Below are 22,501 nucleotides of genomic sequence, written 5' to 3'. Positions count from 1 at the left end.
AAAAAATAAACCCCGTATAGTTAAAAACTAAAACGGGGTTTTATCTTTTTATTTTTTTATTTTTTATCAACTAAAATAGATTCAAAATTTTCTAAATCAATATGACAATAACCATTTGGATTTTTCTTTAAATAATTTTGATGATATTCTTCTGCCAAATAAAAATTTTCCAAAACTTTTATCTCAATTTGAATTTTTTCAGAATAACTTTGCTGTAGAATTAATATCTCCTTATCAATTATTGATTTATCATTTAAATCAGTATAATAAATCCCTGTTCGATACTGTGTTCCTCTATCATTACCCTGTTTGTTTAAACTAGTTGGATCAATAATTCTAAAATAATATTTCAAAAGTAGAGGTAAATCTATAATATTTCTATCATAAATCACTTTTACTGTTTCGGCATGACCTGTATGTCTGTATATAACATCTTCATAGCTTGGATTTTCTGTAGAACCATTAGCATAACCTGAAACAACATCTATCACTCCAGATATTTTTTTCATATAAGCCTCTACTCCCCAAAAACATCCTCCGGCTAAATAAATCTCATGAATATTTAAGTTTGAATCGATATTTTTAATTTTCATAAAATCACCTCATCTACATTATATACAAAATTTGTTAATTTTAATACTAAATATCTTTACTTTTTGCATATCCAGCTTTTTTTTCTATAATATCAATACTTCTATGCTTTTCTAAAAATTTTGCATTCCCTACAAACATATCTTGAATTTCAGGAATCTCTCCTAAAGGAGTTAATTTTACTTTTACTTTGAATCCCTCTTTCTCTAAGTTTTCTTTCCAATCTCCAGCTATATCATTTTTTGCATGATCTCCAGCTACAAACATCATAGGCATTAAGACAACTTCTTTCTTTCCAGCTTTTTTCAATTGTCTCACAACAGTTTCAAAAGTTGGATATCCTTCAACTGTTCCCACATAAATTGGTTCATTCATATCTTTTGCCATATAGTCAAACATTGCATAAGCTGAAGTAGCAGAATTATATGTTCCATGTCCTACTAAAACTACTCCTTCTCTTTTCCCTAGAGGTGCTGCTATTTTCATTATCGCCTTTATTGCGTCTTCATAATGATGTGGATCTGTTAGAAGTGCATCCCCTATTCTCAAATTATTAAAATCTTTTGAATGAAGTAAAACCTCTCTTTTTATTGACTCCATTTCCACACCATCTATTATATTTGTTGGTTGTATAATAACATTTTTATACCCTTGTTTTTTTAATGAAGTCAAAACTTCACTCGGATTATACTTCTTTATTCCCTCGTTAGCCTCTACTCTTTTAGCAACAATTCTCGAAGTATAAGCCTCAAAAACATCAGCTTTTCCTTCAAAAGCCTTAATTGCTTTTTGATTGATTCTATCGATTGTTTTAGCTCTCGTGTCTTTATGTGTAGTTCCAAAATGTGTCATAATTATAGCACTTTTTCCCCCTGTATAAAAATTTGAGTCCTCAAAAGCTTCTTCACCATGAGCTAGAATTAATGCTGATGACAAACAAAATAGTGATAATAATAATTTTTTCATAAAAATAACCTCCCAAATATAATTTTAAATTTGAGAGAAGAGCTTAAACTCTTCTCCGTCCTCGCAGATTATAATGGCAGGTCTCCTGACTCAGATTCACTTTACTCATATTCCTTCCCAAATTTTAAAATAAAAATTCAGTGGATTAACCTATTTTCATCCTCTTTACAGTGGCGGGACCGTTTAAGCTTTTCACTCAATTCCCTTTTAATCTTTCGAACCATTACAGAGGTATATTATCATTACATTGTATTTTTTTCAATCATTCTATAAAAAAAGAATACTCCGTGAGCTATATATATATTATGTTGATATTTAAATATCTATTTTCTTTTATTCTTATAAAAATATACAATATATATTCTAGACACTAAAGCTCCGATTAATGCTGCAAAAAAGTTATAACCATTATTTTGTGCCAAGAAATAAAAACCCCCTAAAAGAATAATAATTCTCACTAGAGATGTGATAAATATAAATAATGACGGATTTTTAAATCTTTTACTTTCATTTACTCCAAAATCTAGACTATAAAAAAATAAAAACCCTAAAACAATCCCACCTACAAATGCAATAACCATCCTACTCATCTCCTTATATTTAAAGAATTTACACCATTAATTCCATATTTTTATTTACTGTAAAATAAACAACTTTCCTTGCAATTAATCTACATTTTAAAATATACAATAAAAGTATTTGACTTTTTTTATTTTTTGTTATATTATTTTAATACAGTCTTTATATTTTGGCAAAATAAGGGAAACCTTATGACGCAAAGCTACAGGGTCTTTTAAATGACAACCAGCTACACTTTATAGTGTAGCTGGTTTTTTTGTTTTTATTAGGAGGGAATTAATGAGAAAAATTTTAATGTTAAGCACTTTATTTGGGGTGGTGTCTCTAAATCTTTTATCAAATGAAGGACAGTCTAATCAAGCAATAATGCAGATTAATGCTAAGGTTTTAAAACCGCTAACAGTAAAAGCTGATAAAGATCTAGAGTTCGGCGATATTTTACCTGGAACTTTCAATCAAGCTTTTTCTAGTTTCTCGCTTCAAGGAGAATCTAATTCGAAAGTTAGAATAACTTTTGAAGGTGTAAAATCTGAAGGAGATAGTTTTAGAGTTCCTTTAAAAAATGGGAATAATAGTTTCACAATTTTATTTAATTGTACTCAAATAAATAAACCTGGTGAATGGATTACTCCTGGAAATGATGTTATTGAATTATCTGATTCAGGAAAACAGATTCTGAATATTGCTGCTTCGACTGATGTAAGTCGTGACCAAGCTCCGGGAATATATTCAGGGAATTTCACTTTAAAAGCTCGTTATAATTAATTGTCATAATCAAATTCACAATAAAAGACATCCTTCATAACAGTATAATTACTATTACAAAGGATGTCTTATTTTTATCTTTCAGCTCTTATTTCGCTTACAACTTCTAATAAAAACTTCTTACATTGATCATTTTTTATTGTATAATAAACCTCGTGTAACTCGTGTGATGGAAACTCTGCTAATAAAATATTCATAGCCATTCTATCTCTATAAATATCACTTCTATTTAAGCTTCTCTCTATTCTTCTTAGACTCTCTTCATCTTCTTCTAAAAGATTATCTACAATTGTATTTGCATTTTTTATCATAATATCTAGATTTGTTAATCTATCTCTACGATTTCTGACTTTGTTCTTCTCATAAAACTTCTTTCCTTTGTTTAACTCTTCTAAAAGACCAAAAAGATTTAATTCAGGATTTTTCTCTAATATATTTAATATCTTTCCGTATATTATATTACTCTCTTTATCCTCAGGACTTTGTTTTTCTAAAGCCATCATATATTTTTTTGAAATTTTTACTAATATCTCATTCATTGGAAATTCCTCCATAACATTTTCTCAGATTAATAGTATATCACATTTTCATAAAATAAATAACCTTTATTATTTTTCTTTAGGTAAATTATACACATCTACTATCTCTACTTTCTCTGGAGGTTCTTTCTTTCCATTTTCTTTAAATCTATCAAACATATCTCCTATATTCATTCTAAATCTTAGAAACAATCCTTGAGCTAATTCTCCATTTGGATCAAAATCTTTATCCCTAAAACCAACAAAATTATATCCTAAAGATAACCATAAATTACTTTTAAATATATAACCTAGTTCGAATCCTAAACCATAATCTATATTTTTTTCACTATCAAATAAAGTTGCCAAATTAATTCCAGCTGTCCAGTTGTCAAAAAGATCATAACTTATTCCTCCTGCAAGTAAATAGCTTCTATAACTACTTTCTGTTCCATCATATTTTATATTACTGCTTTTCGCAGCTAGCGTTATATTTTTTTCACTGTTTATTTTACTTTGAAAGTTATGAGCACTTCTTATTATATGTGTATATTTTTTATAATTTTCATCTACAATATTTTTCGAATAGTTAAACTCATACTTATTAAGAGAATGGTATGAATTATCTTTTGCATCTCTATAAGCTAATCCAATTAAAAATCTATTCTCTTCTTCATCTCCTTCAATATAATATCTATTTTTAGCTATAAAATATGTACTTTTACTGAATTGTTTTCCATAACTAAGCTTATTCAAAAATGAAGATTTATCTTCTATTTCAAATTCAAACTCTCCTCTCATTCTTCCGAAATTTATATCCTCATAATCATAACCAACAGTTAGATTTGTTTCACTATTTTCCTCACTACTTAGAGCACTAACTCTTTCAAAAGTTCCAAATATCTCTAAATTTTCCATCAGATTAAATTTTCTCTTAAGTCCGTATGCAAACTCAGGAATCACGGATTCATCATCATTCTCCTCTCGATACTCTGAATATATCTCTGTCTCTAAATAGTTTGTTTTTACTCCGAATACTGTTCTATTTCCCTCTTCCTCTCCCTCTAAGTAATAGAAATCACTAAGCTCTGAAACTAATTCATGCCTCATATACACAGATGTTTTATCAAATAATTTGTAATCTGCTCCAATTGCTATTCTTTTCTGATCAGGATTTTCAATGCCTTGTTCATATTCTAAAAACAATTTCAGTTTATCATCTTCCATTCCCTTCCAAGTTATTCTTCCACCAAGACTATAGGTAGTTTCTAACTCTGTTATATTTTCTTTAATATATTGACGCAATCCTGCTTCATATTTAAAGTTTTTCATCCATTCACTTTCATATCCTAAATATGTATCAATTTTTCTTTCTTTACTTCCACTTTCCAATTCTCTTTCTTCTAAAGATGATTCAATCTTCATTTTTCCTTTTTCTTCAAATCCATATTCTATATTTATTTTTGCTCTATTAATACCATCCTCGACATTCGCATCTTCGTTATTATACTCAGGGTCTGCTCTTTCATATATTGCCTCAGCTTTTAAATTTTCTTTTTCATACTGTGCAAATATAGATGTAGCATTTCCTCTTTCACCTAACTCATCTGTTGTAAATGACTGTTCAACAACAACCAAGGTATCTTCAGTTTCATAAATTGCGTGTAGATTCATAATCTCTTGTTTCTCGGTCTCTCTTTCATCTTTAAAAACAGAAGTTCCAACTATCATTTTGTCATTTAGTTTATAATTAACTTCTCCACCATAAACTAAACTTTTCTTTCCATTATCATCTTCAACTTCATATGAAACTTTAATGTATATTGGATTGAAACTCAAATCCATACTAGGTATTGGTTCTGAAAAATACAGTCTTCCAAAATCATATTCAAGAGTATAATCGTCGCCTAGAACTAAATTCTCTTCCTCTAAAATCAGCCCACTTATTTTATCTCTAACAATAAGCACAACTTTTTCACTTCCCTCTACAATATCTCTTCTAGTAAGTTTATATGGTCCTGAAACTCCTTCACCACGAAACTCCTCTTGATACTTTATATTAGAGGTCTCAGCTATAAAACCTGTTGCTAAAATATTTTCATCTTCATATTTAACTACAGCTCCTGTCAAAGTTCTATCGTATCTTCCTAGTCGCAATCTTTGATTTAATATCTCTCCAGTTTTATAATCTCCATATAGTAAATAAGACTGATCTCTTTCCATTTTTAAAAATAGATTATCTTTAGATTTTCCGACATATCCTTTGGTTGAGTTATCACCAAAGATTGGATAATATTCTTCTGGGTCTCGATATGAGAAAAACTTATCCTCACTATCTTTATTCGTATCATAAGTTAGGGTTAAATATCCTATATCTTCTATCTGACCTTCTGCATAAACAGCTCCTCTATAGAAAAACTTATCCCTATATGAATCAATCTCTTTTTCAAAAAAGAAATTCATATCCCTGTTTTTACTAAAATTATATCGCCCTTCAATAACTCCATTTAAAAAGAAGTCTTGTTCATCTCCTTCTATATCTAGAGATATCTCTTTCTCTTTTCCTTCAGCATTTATTTTAAAAGTTACCCTATTTTTTCCTGGATTTGGTCTATATCCAATCTCACCATATCCATCTAAATTTGTTACAAAGGTTACACTACTTTCTGTTACTCCATCATAACTTATAAATCTTCCTTTATTTGCATCAATAGTTACAGTTAAACTTTGGTCTATCCCATATCCATACTGATCTATACCTGTTATTTTTATTTTTTTTAAGGTACTGTCTTCAGAGCTATCAACTATCTCAACTTTTACATCATCATATTGCCCTTTTACAAAAACCTCTTTCTCTATTCTACCTCTTTCTACTCCAAACATATCATGATATGAAAGTCTAAGAACTGTTTTTCCAGGATCTAACTTTACAGAACTATATTCTAAAAAGAATACATTTGTTTCAGCAACTTTTGCTGTCAAAGTTACATTTGCTGGTGAAACTTCTACATCATTTGTGAAAAGTTTTAATGTTCCTTCTCCTGGTCCTTTTACTTGAAAGCTCATGAATGCTGGAACCAATCTTTTATCCTCAACATTTATGATATCTAAATCATTATTGAAAGTATAAAGAGCTGCTTCTAATCTATGATCTGGAATCAAATTCCACTCTTCAACCAAAGTTTTCTTTTCTTCTGCTTCTTTTTCTTCTACTGTAAGATTTTCATATAAGACCATACTTCGAATACTTTCTATATCTAATTCTTGTGCACTATCTATAACTCCACGCTCACCTGATAATTCATTTCTGCTTCCTAATTTTTTTTGTTCTAAAAATTTTCTTTCAATTGCTCGATCTAACTCATAATTTTTTTGAGCTAAAACTTCATATCTTTTTTCTAATATTTTCTTTACAAATTCTAAATCTCTACTTCCATCTAAAGTTAGTGCAAAGTCAGCTTTTCCTAACTCAGCTTTTTTTAAATCTACAAATCGAGATTCTCCATTTTCACTGTGAAGATTTGATATTTTCTTTGTTTTTGTGCCTAAAGGTAATGTATTTCGATAAACTTTAGCTACATGTGTTAACGCTTCAACTCCATATATACTATATTTTCCAAATCTATCACTTATTGCAAAATCTCCATTTTCTAAAAATATCTTTACACCTGAAACCGGAATATCTTTCTCTTCATCAAATAAACCATCATCATCTAAATCTAAATATACCTTTCCTATTACAATACCTTTATCATAAAAATTATCTTTATCTATTTTTACTTCAGCAGTTGCAATATTTGATGTAAATACTTGTTCTAAGTTTGTTTTTCCAACCATTGTAACTCTATTAACATTCTTTCCATCTTTGGCATTCACATTTACACGAGCCATATATACTAATTTTTCACTTTCCACAGATTTAGTTTTATTTTTAACTTTCAATTTTATATGAATTTCATTACCACTTCTTTTTTCTACTTTTTCTAAAACAAAATTTTCTGGAACTTTTACACTATTCTCAATAAAATCCATTCCTTTTGGTAGAATATCTATAAACTCAATTTCATAGAATTGTTCATCTAAATCATTTTTTATTATAACTTCATACTTCACCAAATCTCCAATAGATGCTGATGCTGTTTTAGAAATTTTTTCAATTAATATATTTTGATCTTTTTTATAAATTACACTATTTCTAATTTCATCATACTTTTTTCCATTGTAATTTACTTCTAAAGCGATGCTTCCTTTTTCGATAGCTCCAATATGCTTTGCACCTCTTATATAAAGCTCTACTTTTTTTTCTCCATCATAGTTCAAATCCTCTGTTTTATATTTTTTTAAAACTTCATCATAGATTAGTTTAATTTTTTCTCCATCAATATACAATTCAACTGTTGAAAAATCTACATTTTTATCCAAATCAACTGTAAAATATATATCTTCTTTCAATAAGTTATCCAATTTTAAAGTTCCAAGGACACTCAAATCTTCATTTTTATCAAACTCTTGTTCACTATCATTTTCTGGAGCTACTTTTAACTTTAAATCATTTTTTATTAAAAGCTTATTTGTAACCGAACCTAAAACTGCATTATCCTCTTTCTTTACTAACTGTAAAGAGAATAATGCACTTTCTAAATTTATTGTATTTTTTATATCTTCAGCTTCTAAAAAAATCATATATTTTCTGTTACCTTTAAATAAAAAAGAAGAACTCTCAAAATGATTTGATTCATTATTTCCGAGTTCTACAACCTCTCCTGTAGAAAGGTCTATTACAGTAAATTTAATTTTGTTGGCATACATTGAATTTGAAAATGTGCTTCTAAAGTAAAAATTTCTATCCGTTGTGCCCCATACCATCAAATCAGCCTTCAAAAATATCTTATTTGCTGCTGTTAGAGTTTGGTTTTTTATATTTTCTGAATTCTCTGTAAAATCAATATCCTGATATTTAACTGCTGTTATAACTTCATTACTTGAAATACCATTTCCATCTCGAATAGTGTAACGAGCTATATTTATAACTTCAAAATCACTTGATGCAAATAACGCTAAGCATATAAATAGAGAGGATACTATAACTACTACTAATTTTTTCATTATAATATCCCCTCCCTTTTATTTTTTTATTTTAAAACTGTTGCTTATGGACCTACTGGTGGTGTAACTACTGGTGTAGAACCGTTAATTTTTACTGTAAAGTACATATTTACATAATTTCCTGCTTCTAAAGTTGGTAAGTCTACAACTAACTCTCCTCTAGTTCCTTCTGTTGGTTTTGTTAATATAGGACCTGATGTTTGTAAAACACCTGCTGCGTTAAATACCTCGTATTTAGGAATATCTCCTACATCACTATAAGTTATTGTTGTATAGAATGGTACCGTATCTTTTAATTGAATTGAATTTGCATTGTCACTTCCTGTATTTCTAACTTGAATTTTATAATATATTTTATCTCCAGGATTTGCATTTTGAAGATTATATGTCCAAGCATCTGTTGTTTTTAATCTTTGCTGCTTACTTATAGATAACTTTTCAGCTAGAACTTTTGTACTATCTGTTGCTGATGTAACTGTTGGCACTGTTGAATATGTACCTTGAGTTACATTTGGTGTTATTGTTGTTACATTTGTAGTTCCTGCAACTGCTCCAATTGGTGCATAAACTTTAGAGAAGATTGTAACTTGCTCTCCTGCTTTTAATCCACCAATAGTTGCAAAATCAACAAACGGTATATCTGTCCCAACTTCATAGATTCCATTTTTATTAACGTCTAAAAATAATTCTGTTCTCCATTGAGCTATACTCTCTGTTGTTCTCAATGTCACAGAACTCGCAATCCCATCTCCTTCTAAAACATTTCCATTATTTCTAACTTGGTGAGTATATACAATATTTCCACCAGCATAAGTTTCACCAGTTAAGTTAGGTATAATTTGTACACTTCTTATAGCGTTTATACTTAAAGAGTCGTACTTAATATCTCTAGCACCTGTAGTTAAAGATGTAACTCTGAAGTATAAAGGTACAACTGCTGCTACCGCTGTAGAAGCTACAGTAACTTCAGCATCTATTCTTTGACTTCCATTTGGTAAAATTATACCTGTTCTTGTTACCTCTGCTCCTCCACCTTGCTTGAATTTAACTACTACTCCTGCAGGTAAAGTCATATCAGAGAAATCAGCTTTTGTACTTACTTCTAAAGTATATTGATCTTGAACATATGAACTCGTGTTATTTACATGAAGTACAAATGCTCCTGTTGCTCCTGGATTTAAATTGATTTGAGTTACTGGATTTCTCTCAGGTCCTAAACCAAGTCCTGGTGCTGTTGTTGGTTCCTCAGATAACGAGACGTTATTTGTTAAGTCAACTGTTGTAACAGAAACTGTTCCTACAGTATCGTTTGCTTTAACAACATAAGTTGGTGTATAAGTACTTGTTGCGTTTTTAACTATTTTATAGTTTGATCCTGGAGCCGACATGTTTGTAGGTAAAGTTGCATATAGAATTACATTTACAGAGTTAGCTTCTCCTGGTAAAACTAATCCTGTATCTATTTTACCATCTCCATTTGTATCTAAAATAGGTCTTTCAACTAAGTTCTGACCCTCTTTAGCTTCCATAGCTAATCTAAATGTAGTTCCTGTAGGGAAGAATTCATCTGATAATGTTATAGAATATCTTTCAGAAGCATTTGCCTCATTTGTAAATTTATTAACGAATCTTAAAGTTTCTCCAGCTTGACCTGTTGGAATATGATGCCCATCAAATTTAGCTTGAACATACTTTAAAACTTCATAGTTAACAGTATTTGATGATCTACTAATTGCATCCGCCCCACCTGTTGGTGTAAATCTATAAGTAGCCGTATTTGGAATTAGCTTTACTGACGTCTTAGCGGGAACAACAACCTTAAACTCTAAATACCCATTTGGTGTATTTAATTGTTTATTACCAGGGATACCACCTGGTAGTTCGAAGTCAATTGTATTAGTTGCTGCAGTATACTTATATTTAATAGGTTGTGCATTTTGAGAATCGAACTCATTATCATCAGCATCTGTTAAAACTGTATCTATCCCATCAAAGTTTTTCCACTTTGCACTTCCTGATACATATTTAAAATCAGCGTCTAATTTATCCGATAAACTAAACAGTGTTGCTACATTTGCTAGTAACGGATCATCATTTGCTATTTTTAAACTTATTGTTATCTCATTATCATTTTCAGATGTTCCACTTGATTTATTTAAAGCTTTATATACAATAGCATTTCCACCTGTTTGGAAGTGAATTGTTTCAGAAACTTGAACCTCTGGTAAATTAACATTTCCTTTCGATTTAGCATAGATATAGCTCGAAACTCCACCCATATCATCAGTTAATTTTGTAGGAACTACAACTAAAATACTAACTCTACTACCTGATGCAAGATTATTTACTGGATATTTCCCGTTCACAGCTACTAACTCTGTTTCACCAGCATCTATTATACCATTACTGTTCAGATCTAAGTAGAATTTAACTCCTCTATCTGCTTCATATCCGTGTCTTAAATCATACGAATCTACTATATTACCTGTATTTGTTAAAGTATGGTTAAATACAGCTATATTTCCTCTAGTAATTGTTGTTTCTCTATCCGGTGTTAATACTAAGTTATAAGCTGAATTAACTCTAGTTATAACAATATTCGATTGTAAATATTTTTGTACATTCGCTTCTGTAAAGTACGATACGTACGCCTGGTTTCCTATGTCTGTATTAGCTGGTGGTGTTTCAGTTGTTACACCATAGGCTTTTGCTCCAGCAGCAAGAGAAAGCAGTAACGCTAATTTTAAACCAATTTTTTTACTCATATAATCTCTCCCTCTTAAATTTTTTTATGTTACCAAAATCTTTACTAATTAGTTAACACCTCCATTCACTTTGACTTGAATCTCTAAATTCAGAGATTCTCCGGGCTCTAACTTTTCAATATTCCAACTTACTAATCTATATTGAGAATCGTCAACTGGAACACCATCTTGCATTATTGGATAAGGTGAAAAATCTCTTTCATTTATAGACACAAGATAATTTTTTGGATCCCCTTCGTCTGGTATAAAAGTCGTTCCTGCAGGTACTGGAATTGTTGGACTTATTCTTTCCAACGCCTCTTCCGTTCCGTTTGAAATAAAGAAATTATATCCTATTATATCTCCAGGAGTTGCTTCAGTTGCTTCAACTTTACTTTTCACACCATCCTTATCCACTAATACTTTGTAACTTGTTAACTCTGTTTTTACCTCTGCAAAAATCGTAGTTACCAAAACTAGAAATAAAACCAATATTCTTTTCATAAAATACCCTCCTACGTTTATTTTGTTTTATAATTTTTATTTTAAAATTGTTTTTAACTCTGAATACTGATTGGTTACCCTTTCAATTTCTTTTTCAATACTTGGATAGTTTTCTGCTATCGCTCCTTGAATATATAAAGTTGATAAACCATTTGCTAAATGTAATATGTGATCTTTTTTCAAAGATATATTAACTAGTGTTTCATCTTTTGGATCCCCAATCTCTTTTAAAAGAATCTCTCTTCCTCTTATTCCGTCAGAGAAAATCATAACACCTTGAAATGCACGTGGCTCTTTGCTCTGTGGAAAATCTATAAGTATTTTTTGAACTAAGGGAATCTCTAAAGGGTCCTCTGCTTTAAATCCTGCACTTTTAGCAATCCATTCATTAGCAGTATCAATTACTTTTTTAAATTCTACATAATCAATTCGTAGTCCATCTAATATAACCATCTCTGTTTTTTTCTCTAAATCCATAATAACTCCAAGACTCAGATAATCTGCATCCTCTAATTTTGTTGGAATTATTGGAATAACTAAGTTTTTACCAGTTACATAAGAAACAACATCATTTGACATACTTCCACTAAACTTATATTGAACTCCTTTCACCTCTTTATAAAGATTTAAAATCTGTGTTTCAATTTTTTCAACATCCTGCGAAACTCCAATAAAAGTATTTTTACTTTTAACTTCAGTTGAAGGTTTCTCTGATGTATTACACCCTAAAAATTGAATCAAACATACAAATAAAAAAAATTTCTTCATAAGCTCCCCTCCATGTTCTTTTTTATTCCTATTTTCTTGCTCAATTTTACGGAATAAAAATGTCCGTTCCTTGTCATTCTATCTTCATTTTTTATTTTTATATATTTAAAATTACATTTATTAAATTTATTTTTATCTATCAAAATAATATATATAAGGAATTTTTATAAAAAATAAAATTACTAAAACTTTTTTTCAAAAAAATTGAATTTTTTTATCAAATATTTTTTAATGTTTTTTTATGTACTTTTATTTATTTTTATTTTTCATATTTTTTGTTATATTAATAACAATTTTAAAAAGAATTTTCATTTTTTTTGGTATATAATTTCTAAATGATTAATTAATATTAAAGGGGGAATTCTTATGAAATGGTTAAACAAACTACTATATTTTTCAAATAAAAATCTGAATTCAACAAATCAAAAAATAACCGAAAATGACATTCAAAAAATTCAATATTGTCTATCTGTATCTAAAAATGAAAATGGCTTTCTAGCTCTTTTGAATGATAAAAAGTTCTTCTTTTATCCTGAAAACTCTGAAAATTGTTGTTTTATTATGTATGGTGAAAAAGGTAGCTCCTACATTGCTATGGGAGATCCTATAGGTTATGAGGAATTCTTTGAAAAAGCTATTAAAGAATTTAAAGAATTTTGTAAAAAAAGAGAGAAAAAATGTATTTTTTACGAAGTTGATCATTCTTATATTGGAAATTATTTAAAGAATAATATGATTATCTCAAAAATAGGTGAACGCGGGAAAATAATTCTTAAAAATTTTAGTCTTGAAGGCTCTGATATGAGAAAACTTAGATATTCATATAATCACTTAGCTAAAGATAACTATATCTTCAAAGTTATAACAAAACATAATAATTCTCATGTTTTAGAAACTCTTTCAAACATCTCAAAAGAATGGTTAAAAAGGAAAAATGCATCTGAAAAAAAATTTTCTATTGGACATTTTAATGAAGAGTATATCAAAAATTTTGATATAGCTATCGTTGAAAAAAATGGTGAAATTATTGCTTTTACCACTCTTTTTGGAACACCTAATAAGGAGTGTTTAACTCTTGATCTTATGAGACATAGAGGAAATCTTGAAAACGGAGTTATGGAATTCTTTTTTGTTTCTCTCATTCTTTATGCTAAAGAAAATAACTATGCGGCTTTTAGTTTAGGAATTGTTCCTCTTTCAGGAATAGATAAACATATTTTAACTCCATATAAAAGTGTAGAGCATTTTATTTTTAATCATGAAAAACACTTTTATAATTTTAAAGGTTTAAAACTATTTAAAGATAAATTTAAACCAGAATGGGAACCTGTCTACATAGCTTATGCTGGACATCTAATATTTCCTCTTGTATTAAAAGATATTGTTTCTTTAACTAGCGGTGGAATAGTTCAAGCAATTCATAAAACTGATGAATCATAATTTAAGGATGTGATTTTATGAAATATATCAGCTCTGAAAATAATAAACATGATAATAGTTCTATTTTGAAATTGTTCTCTCAAGCCAATATTGAAACTATTTTCTCAACTTTGAATACCTCATTAAGTGGCTTATCTAAAACCCAAAGTGAAACTTTATTAAAAGATATCGGAATAAATGAGATTGTAAAAGAAAAAGTAAAGCCTTGGTATATTCAACTTTTCTTAGCTTTTATAAATCCATTTAATTTAATTTTATCAATATTAGCTGGAGTTTCATTTTTTACAGATATAATCTTTGCTCAAAAACATGACCGCTCTTGGTTCTCTATAGTTCTTATTTTTTCAATGATTCTAGTCAGTAGTCTTATAAAATTTGTTCAAGAGTATAAATCTTCAAAAACTGCTGAAGCTCTAAAAAACCTTATTACAACAACTGTAAGTGTTATAAGAGATAATACTTCAGAAGAGATAAATATGAAACTTCTCGTTCCTGGTGACATTGTTAAACTTGCTGCTGGAGATATTATTCCCGCAGACATAAGAGTTATATCAAGCAAAGATCTTTTTCTTAGTCAATCTGCTCTTACAGGAGAATCCGCACCGATAGAAAAAAATTCAATTTTGCATTCTAGTGACGCTTCAATTGCCGATTTAACAAATATTTTACTTATGGGAACAAATGTCTTAAGTGGCAGTGCTACTGGTGTAGTGTTAGCAACTGGTAAAAATAGTTATCTAAATGCCATTGGTGAATCTTTGAAGAATAGTTCAACTACAAATAGCTTTGAAAAAGGAATTGATGATATCTCTAAGCTTCTTATTAGATTTATGATTATTATGGTACCTATTGTTTTCTTTATCAATGGTTATTTAAAAGGTTCTTGGTTTGAAGCTTTCCTTTTCAGCATCTCTGTTGCTATAGGATTGACACCTGAGATGTTACCTATGATTGTAACTGGTAATCTTACAAAAGGTGCCATTGAACTTTCAAAAAAGAAAACAATTGTAAAAAAACTTGATGCTATACATAATTTTGGTGCTATGAATATTCTTTGTACAGACAAAACTGGAACTTTAACTCAAGATAAAGTTGCTGTTGTAAAGTATATAAATTTCAATGGTGATGAGGATGATTATGTTTTATATCTAGCTTATCTTAATAGTTATTTCCAAACTGGACTTAAAAATCTTATGGATAGAGCCATTTTAGAGTTTGAAGAGGAACACTACGGAGTAAAACATGAGTTTAAAAAAGTTGATGAGTTACCTTTTGATTTCGAACGTAGACGAATGTCTGTTATTCTAGAGGATAATAACAGTAATCGATTTATGATTACCAAAGGGGCTATTGAAGAGATGCTACATGTTTCAAATTTTATTGAGATAAATAATATAACTCAGCCGATGAATCAAAAAATCAAAGAAAAAATTATAAATATTGTTTCTAAACTAAACGAAGATGGCATGAGAGTAATTGGAATTACTAAAAAATCTCTTTCTCAAAATAGAGAACTTAATTTTACAATTAAAGATGAATCTGAAATGAGTTTTATAGGAATGTTAGGTTTTTTAGATCCAGCAAAAGATGGTGTCAGTGATGTTTTAAAAAATCTAAATGAATATGGTGTGGATATAAAAATATTGACAGGTGATAATGAGCTTGTCACTCGAAAAATTTGTAAAGATATCGATTTGAAAATAACTGGTTGCTTAAATGGAAACACACTCGAAGTTTTAAATGATACTCAATTGAAAGATTTATTGAAAACTACTAATATTTTTTGTAAACTTTCTCCGATAGATAAAAGTAGAATTGTAAAACTTCTAAAAGAGATGGGAAATACAGTTGGATATATGGGAGATGGAATCAATGATGCCCCAGCTTTAAAACAGTGTGATGTGGGTATCTCTGTAGATACAGCTATGGATATTGCTAAGGAATCTGCTCAAATAATTCTTTTAGAAAAGGATTTGTCTGTTCTTTTAGAAGGAGTTATTGTAGGTCGAAAAATATATACTAATATGATTAAATATTTAAAAATGACAGCTTCATCTAATTTTGGAAATGTTTTCAGTGTTGTTTTGGCAAGTGCATTTTTACCATTTTTACCAATGCTTCCAATACAGATACTTTTCCAAAACTTATTATATGATATATCTCAAATTTCTATTCCTTGGGACAATGTTGATAAAGAGGAAATTATTACTCCTAAAAATTGGAATGCTAAAAATGTTGCAAAGTTTATGATTTATATTGGCCCTCTTAGCTCTGTGTTTGATATATTAACATTCTTATTAATGTTTTGCATTTTTAAAGCCAATACTGCTGCTACTCAAGATCTTTTTCACACCGGTTGGTTTATTGAAAGTATTATCTCTCAAACTCTTATAATTCATCTTATAAGAACTAGAAAAATTCCGTTTATACAGTCTAATGCAAACGTAAAAGTTATTCTTTTAACAACTACAATTATGATGTTTGCTATATTTGTTCCTTATAGTAAACTAAGTACCACATTAGGGTTTGTACCTCTTGCAAGCAGCTACTATTTCTGGTTATTCTTAATAATCCTAGGGTATTTCTTAATAGTTCTAGTAATGAAAAAATATTTTATAAAAAAATTTAATGACTGGTTATAAATACTTAAAAATAAAAAGGAGGTATCTTTTAAATCTTTAGATATCTCCTTTTTATTTATTTTTTATATGCATTGACTCTTAAAAGTTCATCTAACCGAACAAACTCATAATTCTGTTCTCTATAATATGGAATAAGAACTTTTAATGCTTCATATGATGTATATTTATCTGGCTGAGTATGCATAAGTATTATACTTCCATTCTTCGTTTGTTTTTTTTGTATCTCTACAATTTCTTTTACAGTTTTTTTAGAGTTCCAATCCTCCCCATCTACATTCCAAAGAATAATATCCATCCCTATTTGTTTTACGGCTAATTTTACATTTGCTGTATTTATTCCATAGGGTGGACGATATAATGTCGGGGTTAAGCCTATTATATCACTTATATATAAATTAGTTTTCTCTATTTCTTTAACTATCTCTTCCTTTGATGCCTTCTGAAAATTTAAATGACTATAACTATGATTTAATACTAAATGTCCATCATCAAATGTTTTTTTTACTTGATCTTTTTTAGCTTTTATATTTCTTCCTATAAAAAAGAAAGAAGCTTTTATCTCTTCCTCTTTCAATAAGTTTAAAATTTTAGATAAAGATGTATCATTCGGACCATCATCAAATGTTAAAGCTATCTTTTTTTCTGCACTGCCACCACAAAAATATATATTTCCAGCACCCCATGCTTTAGTAACACTTAAAATTAGTATCAATAAAATCGATAGTTTTTTTCTCATAACTTTCCCCCTATGTATCTATTCTTTGCTTTACTCCTCCCTTAAATACTTGTCATGTTATTTTTACCATCTTTATTATATATATCCTTGTTTGACTTTTATAATTCTATTTATTTATTATTTTATAAAGATAGATTAAATCATTACTATCACTAAATCTAGCATATGATTCTGTATACTCAATATTGTATTTATCTTTATTTTCAAAAGATGAATCTTTAGATAATATATAAAACTCTTCAGGTAACTCTGTCTTTTCCGTTAGTGGATAGATATTTTGCCCAACACTCCAAACATCATCAATAGAGAAATCAGAGGAATATATTTCAAAACTTTTTTTATTTTTTTGTAAAGTTTCTAAAGATTGTATAGATACACTTTTTTTGCTTCTAATATCTTTTTCTATTATCCATGTTAAACTAGAATTTACCAATATCAATGACAATCCAGTCAAATAGATAACTCGCTGTTTTAATATATTTTTATTTTTCGAATACGACTTAATCAGCACAAATAGTAAGACCAAAAATGGAATTGCTAAATAAAACATATTAAATCGTTTCCAAAATACAAGTCCAATTCCACCGATAGCTACAACAAATAACAACCAGCTTTGAACTCTAAATAATAATTTATCAAATTTCTCCAAGATATTCCAGTCTGTATTCAAATAATAGTTTAAAACCACCCCTATAGGAATTGAAGACACAATATAAATTGGGAACCCATATCTTTCCTTCTTCATTTTTACAACTGAAAGAAACAGAAACGTTAGAACTGTCCAAATAAATCCAAATTTAAAGATTTTATTTTTATTTTCGTTTTTAAAAGACCACTTTCTTAAAAATGTAGCTACTGAAAAGAATATCCAGCCACCCATAAATAGGAAATAGTTTAAGTAGAAAAAGAATCCTCTCACATGCTTGCTTGACCATGTATCCTTTTCTTTCATCATAACAGATAGAAACAAATCTTTATTCTCTATCAGCATAGCTATTGGCCAAATAGAAGCTAATGCAATTCCTATAGCTAAATACCCAGCTATTCTCCACTTATTAATTTTCAATGTTTTAAAACCAAAAATTACTCCATATGAAATTAAAAATGGAATAAACATTCCATACAAAGCAACGGGTCCTTTACTCAACAGTGATGAGCCTAAAAAAACTCCTGCTAAAAATAGATAAGTTTTTTTTTCGCTTCTCAGATTTTTAATTAAATAAGTTATCGAACCAAACATAAATATATATGGATATGCATCCCAAGCGTTTTCAGATCCAACTTTCGTCAACATAAATGTTGTACTTGCTATGAAAGCAGATATAAAGGCTAGATTATCATCTTTTGATAACTCTTGAACCATACGGTAAATAAAAAATATCAATAAAATAGAACAAAGTGCAACTGGAATTCTTAAAATCCATTCATCTGAAAAATTCCCACTCATTTTCATTACAATTGCAGTTAACCATGTTGGTAGAGGTGGCTTTTCGAAACGGTACTGGCCATTTAGAGTTGTCACAAGCCATTCATTATTAAGAACAATCTCTCTTGCTGTTATAAAGTTTCTAGATTCCATAAGGTCAGCTTTTCTAACCCAAATTGTTGAAAAAAATGAGATAAAACTCAACCCCAAAAGTGATAAAAGTTTTTTATCCTTAAACATAAACTCCTCCTAATTTTAAATAATTATGTAATCTTTTATAAGTCAAATAATAATTTTATTGTTGTCCCAATATTTGGAGTACTCGATATTCTTATATCTAATTTTAAAATATTAACTATCCTCTTAACTATAGACATTCCAAGTCCATGTCCTGCAATCTCCTTACTTCTAGATTTGTTAGCTCTAAAAAATCTATCATATATATGGTGTAACTCTTCTGGTGTCATTCCTATTCCTTGATCTTCTATTGTTAATTCTGCTCTGTTTTCCTCTTCATTATTTGAAAGAGATATTACAATAGGATTATCTTTTCCGTATTTAATCGCATTTTCTAAAAGATTTTTTACCAATAACTTTATTAATGCTTCATCAGATTTTATGATTGTGTATTCTGGGTTAAATATTATATCTGCTTTAGGATATTGATGCTTCAACCCAGATATACACCCTAAAATAATCTCTGAAAATTCAATCTCTTTTCTTTCGCTACGAATATCGGATTCTTTAGCTATAAAAAGAAGTTTTTCAATTAAAAGATTCATATTTTTAGTTTCGTCCTCTATTGAAATTAATGCTTCATTGAAAACTTCAGTATCTTTTTTTCCCCAACGTTTTATCATATCAATATAACCACTTATTATAAATAACGGCGTTTTTAATTCATGAGATGAGTTGTGAACAAATTCTATCTGTTTTTTATTTTGCTCATCAAGTCTAAGTAACATCTCCTCATAAGAATCTATAATTGTGTCAAACTCTTTAAAATAATTTGTTGGCTTTATAACTTCTAAATTTTCTAAAGTTATATTTGAATTTAATTTTTCTAATAATGAAAGCTGTTTATCAACTTTTTTCAAGAGGCGATTAAAAGCAAAACTCGAAATTGCAACAGTTACTATAAGCCCGGCCAGAAAAATATATATCATATCAAAGAAAAACTTTTTTTCGTCTCCTAAATTTTTTACAAGTATAACTGTAAACGTTTCTCCATCTTTATTTTTCAGTTCATTTTTTAAAACTAGATAATCATACATGTGAATATTTGTAACCTTATCTTCAATCGCAAAATTTAGAATCTTTTTATCTTGAGTTTCTGAATAGATATGATCTTTATATTTTATAGTTATCTTTAAATCTTCAAGAGATGGATTCTCAACTCTAAAAAGACTATTTACAAGGTCTCCTTCAAATATCTCCATAGATTTTGAACTTACCTCTTCTAAGATTTCATATTTCAAAAAAGCCATAGCATTTCTCATTGTATGCTTTGATGAGTTTATAAGATACTTCCCTGTTATTGAAAGGGATATTGTTAATACTGCTGCAAATAAACAGATTGTTTGAATCGAACTTCTTCTAAGAGTTCCAGAAAGTGTTTTCAAATTAATCCTCCTTTTTTAATGAATATCCAAAACCACGAATTGTTTTTATATATCTATTTTCAGGATCTAATTTCTTTCGAAGTGATTTTATATACATATCAATAATTTTTCCATCTCCAAAATAATCATACCCCCATACATTTTCTAAAATATTTTCTCTAGTTAAAACGAGATTTTTATTTACCATTAAATAGTGAAGTAAATTGTATTCAGTCTTAGTTAAAACAATTGCAACTCCACTTACCTCTACCTCTTTTGTTGTAAGATCTAACGATATCTCTCCAAACTTTAAAATTTTCTTATCCACTACTGATTGTTTATTTCTAAATATCACTCTCATTCTAGCTAAAAGCTCACCTATAATAAACGGCTTAGTTATATAATCATCCGCTCCTAAATCTAAAAGAGCAATCTTACTAAAAATTTCATCTTTTGCTGTCAAAACTATGATTGGAATGTTTGACTCTTTTCGAATCGTTTTACAAACCTCTTCTCCATCCATAAGAGGTAACATTAAATCTAAAAGAATCAACGAATAACTTTTCTCTCTAAATAATTCCAATCCCACTTTACCATTTTCCGCTAAATGTACATTATATCCTTCATGTATCAATTCTAACTCTAAATATCTTCTAATTTTTGGGTCATCTTCTATTATCAATATCTCTTTTTTCATTTAACATCATCCTCCATGTTGAATCATTTTTTATATTATAAAATAAAAAAGTAAAAAATTGGTAAAATTTATTTTTTTAGTCTCAAAAAGGATATTTTAATTTTTTTTGAAGAAATATAGGATATTTTTAAAAATTTACTAAAAATTTACTTTTTGAACTTATAATGGAAAAAAAACAGGAGGCAAGGATGGAAATATCAGCAGTAATACCCGTATACAACGAGAAGGATAATATTTTACCTATGGTTGAGAGAATCGAGACAGCATTTCAAAAAGGTTTTAAAAAATATGAGATTATATTTGTAAATGACGGTAGTAATGATGGAAGTTATGAAATTTTAAATAAGTTAAAAATAGAAAACTCTAACGTAAAGGTTTTTCATTTTGTTAAAAATAGTGGACAAAGTGCTGCTATTGATGCAGGTTTTCAAAGAGCTGAAGGAGATTTAGTTCTGATGATGGATGGAGATTTACAAACAGATCCTGAGGATGTATATAAGCTTTTAGAATATATTCCTGAATATGATGTTGTCAATGGAAGAAGAGCCACAAGAGAGGATGGTTTCAAAAGAAAATTAGCTTCTAAAATTGGAAATGGTTTTAGAAACTTTGTAACTGGCGATAATATTCAAGATACTGGTTGCCCTTTAAAACTATTCAAAAAAGAGGTTGTTAAATCATATAAGATGTTTAATGGAATGCATAGATTCCTACCTACTTTAGCAAAATACATGGGATATAAAGTAACAGAAGTTCCTGTAAGACACTACGATAGATTACACGGCGAATCTAAATATAAAGTTTTTGGAAGAGGATTCAAAGCTTTCAAAGATGTATTTGCAGTAAGATGGATGAAAAATAGAATACTTACATGGAAAATAGAGGAGTAATATGAATATAAACAATTGGAATATATTTTTAATAATTGGATTCATTGGACAAGGCCTTTTCTCAATGAGGTTTATTATTCAATGGATAGCGAGTGAGAAAGCAAAGAAAAGTGTAATTCCTTTTTCTTTCTGGATTTTTAGTTTACTTGGAAGTATTTTACTATTAATTTATGCTTTATATAAAAAAGACCCTGTTTTCATACTTGGTCAAGCACCAAATGTTTTGATTTATTCTAGAAATATATACTTAATAAAAAAAAGAGGAGTTGAATAATAGATGAAAATTCTTATAACAGGTACTGCTGGGTTTATAGGTTCACATCTTGTAGAAAAACTATTGAGTTTAGGACACGCAGTTATTGGAGTAGATAACTTCCATGAGTTCTATTCTTTAGATATAAAGATTAAAAATGTTTTAGAAAGTACAAATAAAATTGAATATCTTGATGAGATTTTATCAGAGGACAGTAAAGAGAAGAAAATAAACTCACTACTTCAAAAAGTAAACTCAAATGAATATTTTTTAGA

General features: G+C 28.9%; 17 protein-coding genes, 1 pseudogene and 2 riboswitches. Of the genes and pseudogenes, 6 read left to right on the top strand and 12 right to left on the bottom strand.

Annotated elements, in window-relative coordinates; translation table 11 throughout:
- Window positions 1–59: 59 nt before the first annotated feature.
- The 3 genes and pseudogenes from msrA to L988_RS06500 all read right to left on the bottom strand — a co-directional run.
- A pseudogene (msrA, locus tag L988_RS06510) lies at window positions 60–563 on the bottom strand (peptide-methionine (S)-S-oxide reductase MsrA); the annotation flags it as partial.
- Window positions 564–639: 76 nt separating this feature from the next.
- On the bottom strand, window positions 640–1,557 hold the full coding sequence (locus tag L988_RS06505) for a sirohydrochlorin cobaltochelatase (protein ID WP_047382715.1): 918 nt from the start codon (window positions 1,555–1,557) through the stop codon (window positions 640–642).
- Window positions 1,558–1,614: 57 nt separating this feature from the next.
- A riboswitch (cobalamin riboswitch) is annotated at window positions 1,615–1,797 on the bottom strand.
- 83 nt (window positions 1,798–1,880) lie between these two features.
- Window positions 1,881–2,138, bottom strand: a complete 258-nt coding sequence (locus L988_RS06500) for an ATP synthase subunit I (protein ID WP_047382713.1) — start codon at window positions 2,136–2,138, stop codon at window positions 1,881–1,883.
- Window positions 2,139–2,297: 159 nt separating this feature from the next.
- Window positions 2,298–2,373, top strand: a riboswitch (cyclic di-GMP riboswitch).
- A 42-nt stretch (window positions 2,374–2,415) separates the two neighbouring features.
- On the opposite strand from L988_RS06500, the gene L988_RS06495 reads away from it, so the two are divergent.
- Window positions 2,416–2,901, top strand: coding sequence for a DUF4402 domain-containing protein (locus L988_RS06495; protein WP_047382711.1), 486 nt, complete (start codon window positions 2,416–2,418; stop codon window positions 2,899–2,901).
- 74 nt (window positions 2,902–2,975) lie between these two features.
- Here L988_RS06495 and L988_RS06490 read toward each other — a convergent pair whose 3' ends face one another.
- The 5 genes from L988_RS06490 to L988_RS06470 all read right to left on the bottom strand — a co-directional run bounded on the left by L988_RS06490 (window position 2,976) and on the right by L988_RS06470 (window position 12,541).
- The gene (locus L988_RS06490) at window positions 2,976–3,440 is read right to left on the bottom strand and encodes a hypothetical protein (RefSeq protein ID WP_047382710.1); all 465 of its coding nucleotides are present in this window, start codon (window positions 3,438–3,440) and stop codon (window positions 2,976–2,978) included.
- Window positions 3,441–3,509: 69 nt separating this feature from the next.
- Entirely contained in the window at window positions 3,510–8,525 is a 5,016-nt protein-coding gene (locus tag L988_RS06485; RefSeq protein WP_047382708.1) for a DUF11 domain-containing protein, read from the bottom strand.
- Between the two features lie 44 nt (window positions 8,526–8,569).
- Window positions 8,570–11,290, bottom strand: a complete 2,721-nt coding sequence (locus tag L988_RS06480; protein ID WP_047382706.1) for a DUF11 domain-containing protein — start codon at window positions 11,288–11,290, stop codon at window positions 8,570–8,572.
- 48 nt (window positions 11,291–11,338) lie between these two features.
- Entirely contained in the window at window positions 11,339–11,773 is a 435-nt protein-coding gene (locus L988_RS06475; RefSeq protein WP_047382704.1) for a hypothetical protein, read from the bottom strand.
- A 36-nt stretch (window positions 11,774–11,809) separates the two neighbouring features.
- The gene (locus L988_RS06470; protein ID WP_047382702.1) at window positions 11,810–12,541 is read right to left on the bottom strand and encodes a hypothetical protein; all 732 of its coding nucleotides are present in this window, start codon (window positions 12,539–12,541) and stop codon (window positions 11,810–11,812) included.
- Window positions 12,542–12,907: 366 nt separating this feature from the next.
- On the opposite strand from L988_RS06470, the gene L988_RS06465 reads away from it, so the two are divergent.
- Together L988_RS06465 and mgtA are read left to right on the top strand one after the other, a co-directional pair.
- Window positions 12,908–13,981: a phosphatidylglycerol lysyltransferase domain-containing protein gene (locus L988_RS06465; protein WP_047382700.1), complete on the top strand. Its 1,074-nt coding sequence runs from the start codon at window positions 12,908–12,910 to the stop codon at window positions 13,979–13,981.
- A 17-nt stretch (window positions 13,982–13,998) separates the two neighbouring features.
- A complete protein-coding gene (mgtA, locus tag L988_RS06460; RefSeq protein WP_047382699.1) occupies window positions 13,999–16,623 on the top strand; it encodes a magnesium-translocating P-type ATPase in 2,625 nt (874 codons plus the stop codon).
- A gap of 55 nt (window positions 16,624–16,678) precedes the next feature.
- On the opposite strand, the gene L988_RS06455 is transcribed toward mgtA, so the two are convergent.
- The 4 genes from L988_RS06455 to L988_RS06440 form a co-directional block, all read right to left on the bottom strand.
- A complete protein-coding gene (locus L988_RS06455; RefSeq protein ID WP_052191732.1) occupies window positions 16,679–17,359 on the bottom strand; it encodes a polysaccharide deacetylase family protein in 681 nt (226 codons plus the stop codon).
- Window positions 17,360–17,465: 106 nt separating this feature from the next.
- Entirely contained in the window at window positions 17,466–19,025 is a 1,560-nt protein-coding gene (locus L988_RS06450; RefSeq protein ID WP_047382697.1) for a glycosyltransferase family 39 protein, read from the bottom strand.
- A 35-nt stretch (window positions 19,026–19,060) separates the two neighbouring features.
- Window positions 19,061–20,407 (bottom strand): cell wall metabolism sensor histidine kinase WalK, encoded by a 1,347-nt coding sequence (locus tag L988_RS13260; RefSeq protein ID WP_052191731.1) that lies wholly within the window; start codon window positions 20,405–20,407, stop codon window positions 19,061–19,063.
- Window position 20,408: 1 nt separating this feature from the next.
- Window positions 20,409–21,083: a response regulator transcription factor gene (locus tag L988_RS06440; protein ID WP_047382696.1), complete on the bottom strand. Its 675-nt coding sequence runs from the start codon at window positions 21,081–21,083 to the stop codon at window positions 20,409–20,411.
- Window positions 21,084–21,271: 188 nt separating this feature from the next.
- On the opposite strand from L988_RS06440, the gene L988_RS06435 reads away from it, so the two are divergent.
- The 3 genes from L988_RS06435 to L988_RS13640 form a co-directional block, all read left to right on the top strand.
- On the top strand, window positions 21,272–21,973 hold the full coding sequence (locus tag L988_RS06435) for a glycosyltransferase family 2 protein (RefSeq protein ID WP_047382694.1): 702 nt from the start codon (window positions 21,272–21,274) through the stop codon (window positions 21,971–21,973).
- Between the two features lies 1 nt (window position 21,974).
- Window positions 21,975–22,247, top strand: coding sequence for a lipid-A-disaccharide synthase N-terminal domain-containing protein (locus L988_RS06430; RefSeq protein ID WP_047382692.1), 273 nt, complete (start codon window positions 21,975–21,977; stop codon window positions 22,245–22,247).
- A 3-nt stretch (window positions 22,248–22,250) separates the two neighbouring features.
- On the top strand, window positions 22,251–22,501 hold a 251-nt coding region (locus L988_RS13640; protein WP_047382691.1), incomplete at its 3' end, for an NAD-dependent epimerase/dehydratase family protein.

Origin of the sequence: Cetobacterium sp. ZWU0022, from assembly GCF_000800875.1 — a bacterium.
In the GTDB taxonomy this organism is placed as follows: domain Bacteria; phylum Fusobacteriota; class Fusobacteriia; order Fusobacteriales; family Fusobacteriaceae; genus Cetobacterium_A.
The sequence above is the reverse complement of the archived record's forward strand: the minus strand, read 5'-3'. Positions and strand labels throughout refer to the sequence as shown.